Origin of the sequence: Pseudomonas corrugata, from assembly GCF_001269905.1 — a bacterium.
Taxonomy (GTDB): Bacteria; Pseudomonadota; Gammaproteobacteria; order Pseudomonadales; family Pseudomonadaceae; genus Aquipseudomonas; species Aquipseudomonas corrugata.
On the sequence record NZ_LHVK01000004.1, the window covers coordinates 20,482 to 36,248 of the forward strand.

15 protein-coding genes are annotated in these 15,767 nt (G+C 61.6%); 8 read left to right on the plus strand and 7 right to left on the minus strand.

The window, feature by feature from the left end:
- Positions 1–126: 126 nt before the first annotated feature.
- The 4 genes from AD665_RS05600 to AD665_RS05615 all read left to right on the plus strand — a co-directional run bounded on the left by AD665_RS05600 (position 127) and on the right by AD665_RS05615 (position 4,102).
- Positions 127–1,422: an NCS2 family permease gene (locus AD665_RS05600; protein WP_053191323.1), complete on the plus strand. Its 1,296-nt coding sequence runs from the start codon at positions 127–129 to the stop codon at positions 1,420–1,422.
- Positions 1,419–2,498 carry a tRNA (uridine(54)-C5)-methyltransferase TrmA gene (gene trmA / locus AD665_RS05605; RefSeq protein WP_053191325.1) on the plus strand — a complete coding sequence of 360 codons (1,080 nt, stop codon included), beginning with the start codon at positions 1,419–1,421 and terminating at the stop codon, positions 2,496–2,498. The genes AD665_RS05600 and trmA overlap by 4 nt, the downstream gene beginning before the upstream one ends.
- A 306-nt stretch (positions 2,499–2,804) precedes the next feature.
- On the plus strand, positions 2,805–3,245 hold the full coding sequence (gene aroQ / locus AD665_RS05610) for a type II 3-dehydroquinate dehydratase (protein WP_024780316.1): 441 nt from the start codon (positions 2,805–2,807) through the stop codon (positions 3,243–3,245).
- 5 nt (positions 3,246–3,250) lie between these two features.
- On the plus strand, positions 3,251–4,102 hold the full coding sequence (locus tag AD665_RS05615) for a shikimate dehydrogenase (protein WP_053191327.1): 852 nt from the start codon (positions 3,251–3,253) through the stop codon (positions 4,100–4,102).
- A gap of 104 nt (positions 4,103–4,206) precedes the next feature.
- Here AD665_RS05615 and AD665_RS05620 read toward each other — a convergent pair whose 3' ends face one another.
- Complete coding sequence (locus AD665_RS05620; protein WP_024780314.1) at positions 4,207–4,884, minus strand: TetR/AcrR family transcriptional regulator; 678 nt, start codon at positions 4,882–4,884, stop codon at positions 4,207–4,209.
- A 102-nt stretch (positions 4,885–4,986) separates the two neighbouring features.
- Positions 4,987–6,888 carry a 3-dehydroshikimate dehydratase QuiC gene (gene quiC, locus AD665_RS05625; protein WP_053191330.1) on the minus strand — a complete coding sequence of 634 codons (1,902 nt, stop codon included), beginning with the start codon at positions 6,886–6,888 and terminating at the stop codon, positions 4,987–4,989.
- 274 nt (positions 6,889–7,162) lie between these two features.
- On the opposite strand from quiC, the gene AD665_RS05630 reads away from it, so the two are divergent.
- The gene (locus AD665_RS05630; RefSeq protein ID WP_053191332.1) at positions 7,163–8,500 is read left to right on the plus strand and encodes an MFS transporter; all 1,338 of its coding nucleotides are present in this window, start codon (positions 7,163–7,165) and stop codon (positions 8,498–8,500) included.
- A 156-nt stretch (positions 8,501–8,656) separates the two neighbouring features.
- Here the strand turns inward: AD665_RS05630 and AD665_RS05635 are convergent, their stop codons facing one another.
- Both AD665_RS05635 and AD665_RS05640 read right to left on the minus strand, forming a co-directional pair.
- Positions 8,657–9,535 carry a DMT family transporter gene (locus tag AD665_RS05635; protein WP_024780311.1) on the minus strand — a complete coding sequence of 293 codons (879 nt, stop codon included), beginning with the start codon at positions 9,533–9,535 and terminating at the stop codon, positions 8,657–8,659.
- 37 nt (positions 9,536–9,572) lie between these two features.
- Positions 9,573–10,349, minus strand: coding sequence for an IclR family transcriptional regulator (locus AD665_RS05640; protein WP_024780310.1), 777 nt, complete (start codon positions 10,347–10,349; stop codon positions 9,573–9,575).
- 219 nt (positions 10,350–10,568) lie between these two features.
- Between AD665_RS05640 and ypfJ the strand changes: the two genes are divergently transcribed.
- Both ypfJ and AD665_RS05650 read left to right on the plus strand, forming a co-directional pair.
- On the plus strand, positions 10,569–11,450 hold the full coding sequence (gene ypfJ / locus AD665_RS05645; protein WP_024780309.1) for a KPN_02809 family neutral zinc metallopeptidase: 882 nt from the start codon (positions 10,569–10,571) through the stop codon (positions 11,448–11,450).
- Positions 11,451–12,398 (plus strand): hypothetical protein, encoded by a 948-nt coding sequence (locus tag AD665_RS05650; RefSeq protein WP_053191334.1) that lies wholly within the window; start codon positions 11,451–11,453, stop codon positions 12,396–12,398.
- A gap of 120 nt (positions 12,399–12,518) precedes the next feature.
- On the opposite strand, the gene AD665_RS05655 is transcribed toward AD665_RS05650, so the two are convergent.
- The 3 genes from AD665_RS05655 to AD665_RS05665 form a co-directional block, all read right to left on the minus strand.
- Positions 12,519–13,112 (minus strand): HAD family hydrolase, encoded by a 594-nt coding sequence (locus AD665_RS05655; protein WP_053191336.1) that lies wholly within the window; start codon positions 13,110–13,112, stop codon positions 12,519–12,521.
- Complete coding sequence (tesB, locus tag AD665_RS05660; RefSeq protein WP_024780306.1) at positions 13,109–13,978, minus strand: acyl-CoA thioesterase II; 870 nt, start codon at positions 13,976–13,978, stop codon at positions 13,109–13,111. Before tesB ends, AD665_RS05655 begins: the two co-directional genes overlap by 4 nt.
- Before the next feature lie 94 nt (positions 13,979–14,072).
- Complete coding sequence (locus AD665_RS05665; protein WP_024780305.1) at positions 14,073–14,642, minus strand: GNAT family N-acetyltransferase; 570 nt, start codon at positions 14,640–14,642, stop codon at positions 14,073–14,075.
- Between the two features lie 122 nt (positions 14,643–14,764).
- Between AD665_RS05665 and AD665_RS05670 the strand changes: the two genes are divergently transcribed.
- A complete protein-coding gene (locus AD665_RS05670) occupies positions 14,765–15,685 on the plus strand; it encodes a histone deacetylase family protein (RefSeq protein ID WP_024780304.1) in 921 nt (306 codons plus the stop codon).
- Positions 15,686–15,767: the final 82 nt, after the last annotated feature.

The window sequence follows — 15,767 nt, forward strand, 5'->3', positions numbered from 1 at the left end:
CCACGCTGCTGGTATGATGCGCGGCTTTTTCCGACCCGCAGAAAACTCCCGGACGCCATTGGCCGTCTGTGCTTTGCTGTTGAGGTCGATACATTCACGGCGCCCGGCGCGCCACGGGGAGCAGACATGCTGGAAAGGCTGTTTCAACTCAAGGCACACAACACCAACGTGCGGACCGAGATCCTGGCGGGCATCACGACATTCCTGGCCATGGCCTACATTCTATTCGTCAACCCGAGCATCCTCGGCGAAACCGGCATGGACAAGGGCGCGGTGTTCGTCGCTACCTGCCTGGCGGCAGCCATCGGCTCCACGGTCATGGGCCTGATCGCCAACTACCCGATCGCCCTCGCCCCGGGCATGGGCCTGAACGCCTTCTTTACCTACACCGTGGTTCTGCACATGGGCCATACCTGGCAAGTGGCGCTGGGTGCGGTGTTCATCTCAGCCGTGCTGTTCTTCCTGTTGTCGATCTTTCGCATCCGCGAGTGGATCATCAACAGCATCCCCCTGCCCCTGCGCTCGGCCATTGCCGCCGGCATCGGCCTGTTCCTGGCGCTGATCGCCCTGGGCAACGCCGGCATCGTGGTAAAGAACCCGGCCACCATGGTCGGCCTTGGCGACTTGAAGCAACCGGCGCCGATTCTCGCCACGCTCGGTTTCGTCCTGATCGTCGCCCTCGAAGCACTGAAAGTGCGCGGAGCAGTGCTGATCGGCATTCTCGCGGTCACCATCGTTTCGATCCTGATGGGCTTCACTCCGTTCGGCGGCGTGATGTCGATGCCGCCATCCCTGGCCCCAACCTTCCTGCAACTGGACATCAAGGGCGCCCTGGACATCGGCCTGGTCAGCGTGATCTTCGCCTTCCTCTTCGTCGACCTGTTCGATAACTCCGGCACCCTGATCGGCGTCGCCAAGCGCGCCGGGCTGATGGGCAAGGACGGCCACATGCCGAAGATGGGCCGTGCGCTGATCGCCGACAGCACCGCGGCCATGGCCGGTTCGCTGCTGGGCACCTCCACCACCACCAGCTACATCGAATCGGCGGCGGGCGTCAGCGCCGGTGGCCGCACCGGGTTGACCGCCATCGTCGTGGCGATCCTGTTCCTGCTGGCGCTGTTCTTCTCCCCACTGGCCGCCAGCGTGCCAGCCTTTGCCACCGCACCGGCCTTGCTGTTCGTGGCTGTGCTGATGACGTCGGGCCTGGCGGAAATCGACTGGGACGACATCACCGTCGCCGCCCCGGTCGTGATTACCGCACTGGCGATGCCGTTCACCTACTCCATCGCCAACGGCATTGCCTTCGGTTTCATCGCCTGGACCGCCATCAAGCTGGTGTCCGGTCGCGGCCGTGAGCTGAACCCGGCGCTGGTCATCCTGTCGATTCTGTTCGTGATCAAGTTGGGTTGGTTCAACGCATGACTTTTGATACCCAGGCCTACACCGCCCAGCTCCAGGACAAGGTCGCCCGCCTGCGCGACCTGCTGGCCCCGTTCGATGCACCGGAACCGGCCGTGTTCGACTCGCCGCTGCAGCACTTCCGTTTGCGCGCCGAATTCCGTCTCTGGCGCGAGGCCGGCGAACGGCATTACGCGATGTTCTCCCAGGACGACAAGCGCACGCCGATCCTCATCGAAACGTTTCCCATCGCCAGCCTGCGCATCAACCAGTTGATGCCGCAGCTCAAGGCCGCCTGGCAGGCCAGTGCGCCCCTGAGCCACAAGTTGTTCCAGGTGGAGTTCCTGACCACCCTGGCGGGCGATGCGATGATCACCCTGTGTTATCACCGCCCCCTGGATGAGCACTGGCATGCAGCGGCCTCGAAGCTGGCGAGCGACCTGGGCGTCAGCATCATTGGTCGCTCCAAGGGCAAGAGGGAAGTGATCGGCCACGACTACGTGGTGGAGAAACTGGACGTGGGCGGTCGCACCTTCAGCTATCGCCAGCCCGAAGGCGCCTTCACCCAGCCCAACGGCACCGTGAACCAGAAGATGCTCAACTGGGCTTATGAAGCCCTGGGCGATCGCAGCGACGACCTGCTGGAGTTGTACTGCGGCAACGGCAACTTCACCCTGCCCCTGGCGACCCGTGTGCGCAAGGTGCTGGCCACCGAAATCAGCAAGACTTCGGTGAACGCGGCGCTGAGCAACCTCAGTGAAAACGCAGTGGATAACGTAACGCTGGTGCGCCTGTCGGCCGAAGAACTGACCGAAGCCTTGAACGAAGTCCGTCCGTTCCGCCGCCTGCACGGCATCGACCTGAAAAGCTATGCATTCGGCAGCGTCTTCGTCGACCCGCCGCGCGCCGGCATGGACCCGGACACCTGCGAGCTGACCCGGCGTTTCGACAACATCCTGTACATCTCCTGCAACCCGGAAACCCTCGCCGCGAACATCGCGCAACTGCACGATACCCACCGCATCACGCGCTGCGCGTTATTCGACCAGTTTCCATGGACCCATCACATGGAATCCGGGGTGTTGCTGACCCGGCGTTGAGCCAATGCCTGTGGCGAGGGGATTTATCCCCGCTGAACGCTGTAGGAGCTGGCGAAGCCTGCGATCTTTTGATCCTGATCTTTCCCTTTCAAACCCATTGGCAGTGAAAAGATCGCTGCCTCGCCTCGCTCGACAGCTCCTACAGGGCCCAGCGAGAGCAAAGCTCCCTCGTCTCTGTGTCCGATCATCGAACACTTATTAGCCAACAACAGCGGCTTCGTTTGACCAAATTAACTATCTAGTACAATTTATCTCCACCGGCTGAAATCCGACCGAAGCCAACAATAACAATGTGGAGAAATTGCAATGCCTCCGATCGTTCTGGTGCTGAACGGCCCGAACCTGAACCTGCTCGGCACCCGAGAGCCCGCCACCTACGGCCATGAAACCCTGGCGGATATCTCGGCGCTGTGCGGCCGCGCCGCTGAAGAACTCGGCCTGGCGATGGAATTTCGCCAGACCAACCAGGAAAGCGAGTTGCTGGACTGGATTCATGGCGCCCGCGGCCGATGTGCCGGCATCGTGATCAACCCGGCGGCCTGGACACACACGTCGGTAGCGATCCGCGATGCATTGGTCGCCAGCGAAGTTCCGGTGATCGAAGTCCACCTGTCCAATGTTCATGCCCGGGAAACGTTTCGCCACCACTCCTTCGTTTCGTCCGTCGCCATCGGTGTGATGTGCGGCTTTGGCAGCCATGGCTATCGCCTGGCCCTGGAACATTTCAGTCAGCGGTTGAAAGGTTGAAGCGCATGTCGAATAGCACCGTACTGGCCGGCCTGATTGGCGCAGGCATCCAGGCGTCTCGCACGCCCGCGCTCCATGAGCATGAGGGGGATGCCCAAGGCATGCGCTATCTCTACCGCTTGATCGATCTTGATGCGTTGAAACTCGACAGCAGTGCCTTGCCCGATCTGCTAACGGCTGCCGAGCACATGAACTTCACCGGCCTGAACATCACCTTCCCCTGCAAACAGGCGATCATCCCGCTTCTGGATGACCTCTCCAGCGAAGCCCGCGGCATTGGCGCGGTGAATACCGTTGTGTTCAAGGACGGCAAGCGCATCGGCCACAACACCGACTGCCTCGGGTTTGCCGAGGGTTTTCGCCGCGGCCTGGAGGAAGTTTTGCGTCGATCTGTGGTGCAGATGGGCGCCGGAGGTGCCGGCGCAGCGGTTGCCCACGCGCTGCTGGCGGAAGGTGTCCAGACGCTGAGCATTTTTGACGTCGAGTTCAGCCGTGCCGAAGCCCTGGCAAACAATCTTAACCAGCACTTCGGCGCCGGCCGCGCCCGTGCCGGGCACGATTTGCCCACCGCCATGGCCGAGGCGAACGGCCTGGTCAACACCACGCCGATGGGCATGGCGAAACTACCCGGCATGCCGGTTCCGGTCGAATTGCTGCGGGGCGAACTGTGGGTCGCCGAGATCGTCTATTTCCCGCTGGAAACCGAACTGTTGCGCAACGCCCGGGCCCTGGGTTGCCGCACGCTGGATGGCGGCAACATGGCAGTGTTCCAGGCCGTGAAGGCGTTCGAACTGTTCAGCGGCATCGTGCCGGATGCGCAGCGGATGCTGGAGCATTTCCAAAGCATGAATCACTGAAGACCCTGTGGGAGCGAGCCTGCTCGCGAAGCGGTGTGTCAGTCACTTTTGTTTCGACTGACACACCGTCTCGCGAGCAGGCTCGCTCCCACAAGGGTTTGCACTCAGGCTTGCAGATACCGCAACACCGACTCGCAAATCATCTGGCGATGACGCTGCTTGATCGCCTCGTCCGACAGATCGATCTGAAAAATCTCGCCGAAGGTGTGACGGTTGGACACCCGGTGGAAACAGAACGAACTGATCAGCAGATGCACATCCTGGGGTTCGAGGCCGGCGCGGAACACGCCTTCTTCGGCACCGCGACGCAGGATCAGGTCCAGGGCGTCGAGGATGCTGCTGTTCATCGCCTTGATCACGCCTGATTGCTTGACGTACTCGGCGTTGTGGATGTTCTCGATAGAGACGATGCGCACGAAATCCACATTGCGGTCGTGGTGGTCGAAAGTGAACTCCACCAGGCGCCGGATCGCATCGACCGGAGCCAACTCCGCCAGGTGCAGGCGGCTCTCGGTGCTGCGGATATCACCGTAGAGTTTTTCCAGCACCTCGATGTACAACTGCTCCTTGCTGTTGAAGTAGTAGTAGATCATCCGCTTGGACGTGTGGATGCGCTCAGCGATGGCATCGACCCGGGCGCCGGCCAGACCCTGCTGCACAAACTCGACGATGGCTTCCTGAAGAATGTTTTCCCGGGTCTTCTCCGGGTTGTTCTTGCGACTCTTGCGCGGCGCGACGAGAGGCTCGTCGAGGGCGTCGGACAGTTCTGGATTCATAGTCATTGCGGGCTCACGGCCATCACTGCACAAGCTGGCGATTATGGGCTGGCCCGTGCAGTGAAGGAAGGCACAGGATTACCGTTTTACTGCCGCGTTACGATTTCCCTACAACTTGGCGTGCCGCAAGCCACCGCTGCGGGACTTGGCCATGGCCGCCAGTCGCACCGCGACGTTGGCCGCGCCATACCCGGCATAGCCGCCCTTGCGCTGGATGATTTCAAAGAAAAATCGCCCTTCGAACGGCTCAGTGTAGACATGAAACAGTTCACCACCCTGTGCGTCGCGGTCGTACAGCACATTGAAATACGCCAGTTCGCTGAGAAACTCATCGTCGAAATCGAAGCGTGCCGCCAGGTCGTCGTAATAGTTGAGCGGAATATCGAGCAACGGCACGCCGGCCTCCTTGGCACGGCTGACCTGGGCGAAGATGTCATCGCAGTCGAAGGCGATGTGATGCACGCCGGAACCGCGATAGCTCGACAGCGCGTGAGAGATCGCAGTGTTGCGGTTTTCGGAAATGTTCAGGGGCAACCGGATCGAACTGCAGCGACTGCGCAGGGCCCGACTCTTCACCAGGCCATAAGGATCGGGCAACACCACTTCGTCATCGGCTTCGAAATCCAGCAGGCTCTTGTAGAACAGCACCCAACTGTCGAGGCTGTCGGCCGGCAGCGCCATTGCCATATGGTCGATACGCTTGAGCCCGGCCCCGATGACCGCACCCGTTTGCAGGTTGAAATCCGTTCCGTAGACGTCCGCCTGCTGGTCCACCAGGTAGATCAGGCTGCCGTCCGGTGCGCGCACCGCCGCCAGCTCCAATTCGTTGGGCCCCACCAGGCCGCGATAGGGCTGCCCCTTGTAATCCACGGCCCGTTTAAGGGCACTGGCACTGTCTTTTACCCGCACCGCGGTGGCGCATAGCGACGGTCCGTGGGCTTCGAAGAAGCTGTGGGCAAAGGAGTATGGCTCGCAGTTGAGGATCAAATTGATATCGCCCTGGCGCAGCAGGCTCACATTCTTGGAGCGATGCTGGCCGGCCTTGACGAACCCCAACCTTTGCAGCCAGTGGGACAGCTTGGCGCCGAGGTTATCGTCCACGGCAAATTCAAGAAACTCGATGCCGTCATAGTCGCTGGCCGACGGTGGGGCAAACAGGCTATCGAGGTTGTCCACCTGCGCAGCTTCCGCGGCCAGGCGCTGGCGGGTCTTCTCCTCCAGGTACAGCAACGAACGCAGGCCATCGGCGGCATTGGCCCGTGGCGGCGCGGCCCGGAAACCGTCGTTGAAGATCTCCAGCGACAGTGGCCCGGTATAACCACTCTTGATGATCGGCGCCAGGAAGCCCGGCAGGTCGAATTCCCCCTGCCCCGGGAAACAACGGAAATGCCGGCTCCACTCCAGCACGTCCATCGCCAGGATCGGCGCATCGGCCATCTGCACGAAGAAAATCTTTTCGCCTGGGATCTCGGCAATGGCACTCGGATCGCCCTTGAGGGACAAGGTATGAAAGCTGTCGAGCAAGACGCCCAGGCTGGGGTGATCAGCCTGGCGCACAATGTTCCAGACCTGTTGATAAGTGTTCACGTGCCGCCCCCAGGCCAGCGCCTCGTAACCGATGCGCAAGCCCCGCGCGCCGGCCCGCTCGGCCAATAGCCGCAGGTCATCCACCAGAATCCGCTCATCGCCCAGGCTGTCGGCCGAGGCGTTGCTGCACACCAGCACCAGGTCGGTGCCGAGTTCCTGCATCAGGTCGAATTTGCGCTCGGCGCGCTCCAGGTTGCGGGTCAGGCGATCACGGCGGCAACCTTCGAAGTCACGAAACGGCTGGAACAGTGTGATCGCGATCCCAAGATCAGCGCACATCTGCCGGATTTCCCGAGGGCTGCCGTCGTAATAGAGCAGGTCGTTCTCGAAGATCTCTACCCCGTCGAAACCGGCGGCGGCAATGGCTTCGAGCTTTTCCGGCAGGGTACCGCTCAAGGATACGGTGGCAATGGAACGCTGCATGGGTTCGGCTCCCGGGACAGACATCGGCTACAGAAGGTTCGCCGCTTTTGAAAGAATGGAGAGATTATTGAGGTGCCAACGCCTTTCAGCAATTCAATATGTACCATTCAGTTAGTTTTTTGGGCGATTATCGAACAGAATGCCCTGGGGCGAATTGACGACTTTTCCCTCCACTGCGCACCATCGGCTCCACATTGCTGCAGGCCAAAAGCGCCGACATCAATGGATGAAACCCAGATCACCCCATAAAAATTTCAAAAACGGGCACACACCTATGAACCCTTCCCAAAGTTCCCCCCTGACCCCGGGCATGGGCGTCACGACCGGCGGTGTCGGCGACAAGATCCGCGGCGCCCTGGCTGTGGGCAAGACCCGTTGGGGCATGCTCGCGCTGGTGTTTTTCGCCACCACGCTGAACTACATCGACCGCGCTGCCCTGGGCGTGATGCAACCCATCCTGGCCAAGGAAATGAGCTGGACGGCGATGGATTACGCCAACATCAACTTCTGGTTCCAGGTCGGCTATGCGGTCGGCTTCATACTGCAGGGCCGATTGATTGACCGGATCGGCGTCAAGCGCGTGTTCTTCTTCGCCGTGCTGCTCTGGAGCCTGGCGACCGGCGCCCATGGCCTGGCGACTTCCGCGGCGGGCTTCATGGTCTGCCGTTTCATCCTGGGCCTCACCGAAGCCGCCAACTACCCCGCCTGTGTGAAGACCACCCGACTGTGGTTCCCGGCGGGTGAACGGGCCGTGGCAACCGGCATCTTCAACGCCGGGACCAACGTCGGCGCCATGTTCACACCCATGCTGCTGCCGCTGGTCCTGCAAGTGTGGGGCTGGCAGGCTGCGTTCCTGTGCATGGCTGCATTGGGCGGGATCTGGCTACTGTTCTGGGGCCTGAAATACTTCAACCCCGAAGACCACCCCAGCGTCAAACAGTCGGAACTGGACTACATCCAGCGTGAAAGCGAACCGGACCAGGCCCGCGTGCCCTTCTCCCGCATCCTGCGCATGCGCGGTACCTGGGCGTTCGCCCTGGCCTACTCGATCACGGCGCCGGTGTTCTGGTTCTACCTCTACTGGTTGCCACCGTTTCTGAACCAGCAATACAGCCTGGGCATCAACGTGACGCAGATGGGCATCCCGCTGATCATCATCTACCTCAGCGCCGACTTCGGTAGCGTGGGTGGCGGTATCCTGTCTTCGTTCCTGATCGGCCGCGGGCTGGATCCGATCAAGGCTCGGCTGGTCTCCATGCTGCTGTTCGCCTGCTGTATTGTCGGCGTGATCATGGCCGCCGGTGCCAGCAACCTGTGGATGGCGGTGTTCGCCATTTCCCTGGCCATCGGCGCGCATCAGGCCTGGACTGCCAACATCTGGAGCCTGGTGATGGACTACACGCCCAAGCACATGATGAGCACGGTGTTCGGCTTCGGCGGCATGTGCGCGGCCATCGGCGGGATGTTCATGACCCAACTGGTGGGACACATCCTGACGGTGACCCATAACAACTACACCGTACTGTTCACCCTGATCCCGGCGATGTACTTCATTGCTCTGATCTGGCTTTACCTCATGTCGCCGCGCAAGGTTCCGACGCTGGAAAACTGATTCACGCGGTGAAGAGAGATCCCAGAGAAATCTGTGGGAGCAAAGCCTGTGGGAGCAAAGCTTGCTCGCGACGAAGGCACCTCGATTTACAGATCGTGTTTCCGCTCATCGCGAGCAAGCTTTGCTCCCACAAGCCCCCCTCGCCACAGGTCCGTGTCATCTGCGCCGCTGCTGCCACGCGGCAGCCAACCCACTGAGACAGATCAGCACAATACCCAGCACCGTGGTCAGGGTCGGTGTGTGGCTGAACAGCAACCAACCCAGCAGGCCGGCGAACACGATCTGGCAATAGCTGAAGGGCGCCAGTAATGCCGGAGCGGCGACGCGGAAAGCCTGGGTCAGCATCAGGTGCGCCGTCATCCCACAGGCCCCCAGCGCCAGCATCATCGCCCCGTGCAACAGGCTCGGCACGTGCCAGAAGAACGGCACCAACGCGCTCATCACCAACGTGTTGCACAGACCGGCGAAAAAGTTGCTGGTGGTGGGACTGTCGATTTCGCTGAGCTTGCGCGTGAGCAATTGATAAAAACAGAAAAACAGCGCCGAACAGAACGGCAACAGCACGGCTGGTGTGAACAGGTCGCCACCGGGATGGACAATGATCAGCACGCCGATGAAGCCGAAAATCACCGCCACCCACTGCCCGCGTGTCACCCGTTCGCCCAGCAGAGGTACCGACAAAGCGGTGACCAGCACGGGTGCCAGGAAGTTGACCGCAGTCGCCTCGGCCAACGGGATGTACAGCAACGACGTGGTGAAAAACAGACTGGTGCCCAACAGGCACAAGGCCCGCGCCAACTGCCAGAACGGACGCTTCGTGCGCAGCACCCGCAGCCCCGAGCGCGGCAGGAAGATGCCGGCCATCAGCAGGGTATGCACCACATAGCGGGCCCACACCACCATGATGATCGGATAGAAACCCGAGAGGTATTTCGACAGCGCGTCATGGCTGGAAAACAGGAACGTCGCGAAGACAATCAACAGGATGCCCTTGAAGGCCTGATTGACACCGGAAAGCGGGGTGCTGACAGTCATGTGGTGATCCTGATTGAAAGGCCAATATCTGCAAGTATCAGTCGAACAGTTCCGACGCCTGGCTCGCTTGCGACAGCTCTTCGGCAAACGTCAGCAAGGTCGGGGCCAATTCATGCAACCGCGCCCGCGTCATTCGCGCACTGGGCCCGGCAACGCTGAGTACGCCGACGATCCGGCTGTCCTGCGGATGTCGCACCACGGCGGCAATGGCCGAAGTGCCGACCGCCGAGCTTTCCTCGACACAGGCATACCCCTGCTCGCGGGCAGTGCGAAGGTACTCGAGCAGTTCATGGGTGCTGTGGGGCGCGTTTGGCCCTACGTCGGCGGGCACCTGCGCAGCCTGGCGCTCGACCAGCGCCAGCGCCTCGGCATCGCTCATGCACGCCAGCCAGGCATGGCCCGACGCCGTGTAGAACAGCGGCGTCTCGCGCCCCATGTCCGGGTCGTAGCGCAAACCGGACCGCGCCCCTTGGGACTTGGCGATCCAGGTCTGGCGTTCCCCTTCGATGACCCCCAGGCGCACCAGCTCACCCGTTTCCCGGGCCAGACGGTCCAGCACCGGCTGCACGATGTCGGCACCACTGCGCGAGAGATAGCGAAACCCCAAGGCGATCAGCCGGGTAGACATGTGATAGCGCAGGTTCTCGGGGTTCTGGCGCACGTAGCCCAGGCGCATCAGCTCGGCGAGCAAGCGGTGAGTGGCGCTTTTGGGGATCTGCAGTTGTTCGGCCAGCCCTTGGAGTGGCCAGCCGCGAGGTTCGCTGGCGAGACACTCCAAGACATCGAAAACCCGTTCAATTTGACTTCCAGCCATGGGGCATCCTGATTAAGCAGCCAATTCCAGAATATTCGGAGTCTAATGCAAATTCTGGAACCGAATACAGTATTCATCCATCGATGAACCAAAACCTTCAGCCATTGCCTGAAAGCTTCAGGAAGGGCATGCACCCAGGCCTCAAAAACCGCGCTTGCCACTGGCAGCATCCACACTCAACGGCAACACTGTCCACACGGTCAATCAGAGGACTCCCACATGCTATGGAAAAAAGGTCGCCGCAGTGACAACGTGGTGGACGCCCGTGGTGACGGCGGCGGTGGCGGGATGCGCTTTGGCGGTGGCAAGGGACTGAGCCTGACGGCCATTCTCCTGATTGTCGGCATCGGCTGGATCACCGGTCAGGATCCGATGCAGATCCTCGGGCAACTGGCCGGGCAGATGGATCAGTCCGCACCGACCTCGTCTCAAACCCGCCAGGCGCCACCGGCCAACGATGAACAGGCCGAGTTCGTACGTTCGATCCTCGGTGATACCGAAGACACCTGGGGCCAGGTCTTCCAGCAGGCCGGACGCCAGTACCAGCAACCCAAACTGGTGCTGTTCAGCGGTCGGGTCAACTCGGCATGCGGCCTCGCCTCATCGGCAACCGGCCCGTTCTATTGCCCGGCGGATCGGCAGGTCTACCTGGACATGAGTTTCTTCAAGGAGATGTCCCAACGCTTCTCCGCCGCCGGGGACTTTGCCCAGGCCTATGTCATCGCCCATGAAGTCGGCCACCATGTGCAGACGTTGCTCGGCGTGTCGGCGAAAATCCAGGAGGCTCGCCAGCAAGGCCGGCAGATGGAAGGTGACGGCGGTTTGCTGGTGCGCCAGGAGTTGCAGGCCGATTGCCTGGCCGGCGTCTGGGCCAACCATGCACAGAAGCGCCTGAACTGGCTGGAGCCCGGAGATGTTGAAGAAGCCTTGAACGCCGCCAACGCCATCGGTGACGATCGCTTGCAGCAACAAGGCCAGGGGCGCGTGGTGCCGGACTCCTTCACCCACGGCACTTCGGCGCAGCGGGTGCGCTGGTTCAAGGCCGGGTTCGCCCAAGGCCAGGTCAACCAATGCGACACTTTCGCGGCGAAAAACCTGTAGATGAAATGGGCAGCATCAATCGCACTGGTACTGTGCGGCCTCTTCGCCCAGGCTGACGAACACGGTGTGAATACGGTGGCTGAGGGGCGGCTGCAGCTCAAAGGCGGCAGCATGGTCGTCGGGGTGAGCCCGCCCCCGACGTCTATCCAGCGCGTGCTGATCATCCTCCATGGACGCCTGCGCAATGCCGACACCGACCTGCATAGCGCCGAGAAAGCGGCCGGCCAGGCCGGACAGCTGGCCACCACGCTGATCATCGCCCCACAGTTTCTCAACGAGCAGGACGTCGCTCACCATCAACTCCCCAACGATCTGCTGCGCTGGCAAGGAAATGACTGGATGGCCGGTGGCTTATCCACAGGACCGAATCCGGTCAGTTCCTACCAGGTTCTCGACGACATCGTTGCGCGGGTCAGCGACCGGCAGCAGTTTCCCGACGTGAAGGAAATCGTCATCGCCGGTCATTCCGGCGGCGCCCAGGTGGTTCAGCGCTACGCCCTGCTTGCCCACGGGCAATATCGGATTGCCCCGCGCTTCGTCATTGCCAACCCATCGTCCTATGCCTATTTCGATGCACAGCGGCCCATGGCCTTCGACCCTGGCGGTTGCCCCGGTTTCAATCATTGGAAATACGGCCTGCACAACCTCCCCGCCTATGCCGCCGGGAAAACAGCCGCCCAGCTGGAGGAAAACTACATCAAGTACGACATCACCTACCTGCTCGGGCAGCAGGACGTCGACCCGGAGCACCCGGCACTGGATAAAAGCTGTGAGGCGCAGACCCAGGGGCCGTATCGGTTGCTGCGTGGGCATTTCTTCTTCGACTACTTGACCCGACGCCATCCAGAAGGATTGAACCAGCGGCTGATCGAAGTACCCGGCGTGGGGCATGATGGGGATGGGATGTTCAATTCGGCTGAGGGGCTGAAGGCCTTGTTTGGGCCGTAAAGGCCTCATCGCGAGCAGGCTCGCTCCCACGGGACGGTGTCGATTACATCATCAGCGTCCACAGAATCCCCATTGTGTGCGAGCCTGCTCGCGATAGCGATCAAACTGCCGACCTGTCTCTCAAGCCGAAATCATCCGCCGCAACTCGCCACAATCCCGGGCGTGCCAATCCGTCAGCTCCGGCCACGGATTGTCCGGCAGGTTCACCAGCACGGTCCGCGCGCCCGCCGCACGGCCACAGTCCAGGTCGAAGCGGTAATCGCCGACCATGACCATGTCCGCCGGCGGCACGTTCCAGGCCTCGGCCAGTTTCAACAGACCACCCGGGTGCGGCTTGGGCGGTGCTTCGTCACGACCCAGCACGTCCTCCACGGCGAAACAATCGGCCAGGCCAATGGCCTCGAGCGTTACATGGGCCAGTTCCCGGGCGTTGCGGGTCAGGATCCCCAAGCGATAGCCACGCCCGGCCAAGTCACGTACCAGCTCGACCGCACCCGGTGCTGGCCTGGAGCCCAGCGCCAGGTCCCGCTCGTGCTCCAGCAGCCAGGCATGCTTGGCCGTGGCTTCATCAGCCGGCAATGCCGCCAGGTGGGTCAGGATGTCGTCTTCGGGCGGAATTGCCAGGGCCACGCGAATCGCCGCGAAATCATGCACGGCGACGGTCAGCGTGCCATCCATGTCGAAGACCCAGTGCCGTACATCAACCAGGTTCATGCCCAGTCCTTGCGATGCCGGATCAGGCCTTCCTGGGTGACCGAGGCCACCAGTTGTCCGGCGCGGTTGAACACGCTGCCACGGGAAAACCCACGGGAATTACCCGCCCAAGGGCTGTCCATGGCGTAGAGCAACCAGTCGTCGGCACGCAGGTCAGCATGGAACCACAAGGCGTGGTCGAGGCTGGCGACCTGCATGTCCTTCTGCCAGACCGATTTGCCATGGGGGAGCATCGAAGTAGTCAGCAGGCCGAAGTCCGAAGCGTAGGCCAGCAGGTACTTGTGCAGCGCCGGCGAATCCGCCAAGGCGCCATCGGCACGGAACCACACGTATTTGACCGGGTCGGCCGGTTGCGGGTTGTACGGGTCCTTTTCCGTGACCGGGCGCACCTCGATCGGCTTGGGGCACAGCAGTTTTTCCCGCATGTGCTCGGGCAACAGATGCGCCCGCTGCTGGGTCAGCTCCAGTTCGGAGGGAAGGTTTTCCGGTCCGACGACCTGGGGCATGGTGCTTTGGTGCTCGAAACCCTGTTCGTCGTACTGGAACGAAGCACTGCAGGTGAAGATCGGGTTTCCTTTCTGGATCGCCGTGACCCTGCGGGTGCTGAAGCTGCCGCCGTCACGCACCCTGTCCACCTGGTAGACCACTGGCAACGCCGCGTCGCCCGGACGCAGGAAATAGCCGTGCATCGAATGCACATGGCGCGCCTCTTCCACCGTCTGGCTGGCCGCCGATAACGACTGGCCCAGCACTTGACCGCCGAACAACTGGCGGAACCCCAGGTCCTGGCTGCGGCCGCGAAACAGATTTTCTTCGATCGGTTCCAGGGTCAGCAGGTCGACCAGATCTTCCAACACGTGGCTCATTCAGACTTCCTCACACAGCACACCGCGCAGTCTGCGCCGCGACGGTGGATCAATTATTGCCCATTCTGGCGGGCAGTGTAGACGTCCGTGTCGGTTAACCGTGCAGGGTCTGCAGCCACTGCTCCCGGTTGATGCGATAGAGCACATGGTGACGCAATGGATGACCGACCGCGAGTTTTGGATGTTCGAAATCGTCAGCCGGGTCATGGTGCATGCCGATCGCCTGCATGACCTTTTGCGACGGCAGGTTGTCGGTGGAGGTGAATGCCACCACTTCGTCCAGCCCCAAGCGGTCAAACCCACAGCGCAACGCCGTCCAGGCAGCTTCGCTGGCATAACCCAGGCCCCAGTGCTCCCGGGACAGGCGCCAGCCGATCTCGACTGCTGGCGTGAAATGCGCGTCGAACCCCACCACACCCAAGCCGGTGAAACCGATAAAGGCACCGGTGTCCTTGCGCTCCAGGGCCCACAAGCCAAAACCATGTTCGGCAAAATGCCCGCGCACGCGCCCGATCAGCGCGGCGCTTTCAAGGCGGCTCAGGGGCACCGGGAAATAACGCATCACCTGCGGATCGGCAGACATGGCGGCAAATTCCGGCAAATCTTCATCGTGCCACTGCCGCATGAGCAGCCGCGCACTTTCCAGTTCCAGTATCGGCTCCATCTTCACTCCCTTTCCATGCCCGGTGGCCTGTACGGTGAATTTGAGTACACGAATTAGCCACACAGGCCACTAAAGTCTACATCGCTGGTAGGATCCGTCACTCAATCACCGCTGAAAACACCATGCCGCTGCCGCTTATCTATCACGAAGACTACAGTCCCGAGTTCCCGGCGGAACACCGTTTCCCCATGGACAAATTCCGTCTGCTGCGCGACCACCTGGTGGACAGTGGGCTGACCCGCGACGCGGACCTGCTGCGCCCGTCGCTGTGCCCGCCCGAGGTCCTCGCCCTGGCCCACGATCGCAGCTATATCGAACGCTACATGAGCGGCGAGTTGTCCCGCGAAGACCAACGGCGGCTCGGCCTGCCCTGGAGCGAAGCCCTGGCCAGGCGAACGGTACGGGCCGTGGGCGGTTCGCTGCTGGCGGCCGAGCAGGCCCTCGAACATGGCCTGGCCTGTCATCTGGCCGGAGGCACCCACCATGCCCACTACGACCACCCTGCCGGTTTTTGCATTTTCAACGACCTGGCGGTGATCAGCCGTTATTTCCTCGCCAGCGGCCGCGTCTCGCGGGTGCTGATTTTCGACTGCGACGTACATCAGGGCGACGGTACCGCGCGAATACTCCATGACACCCCGGACGCAGTGACAGTTTCCTTGCACTGCGAAAAGAATTTTCCCGCACGCAAGGCCCAAAGCGACTGGGACATTCCGCTGCCGATGGGCATGGAAGACTCCGCGTATCTGCAGGTGGTGGACGATGCCCTCAACTATCTGTTGCCGCTCTACCAGCCTGATCTGGTGCTGTATGACGCGGGTGTCGACGTACACAAGGACGACGCCCTTGGGTACCTGAAACTGACAGACGAAGGGCTCGCCGCCCGGGATGAGAGCGTCATGCGCCATTGTCTCGGGCGTGACATCCCGGTGGTCGGGGTGATCGGCGGCGGCTACAGCAAGGATCGCAGGGCCCTGGCCCGACGCCACGGGATCCTGCATCACAGCGCACAAAAGGTCTGGACGTCATCAGGGTGTCATTGAAGCCTGGATGCGTTACCCACAATGCCTGTGGAGCGGCCTGTGGATAACCTGAGCGAAACGGCCTACAGGCTATACCGGGTAT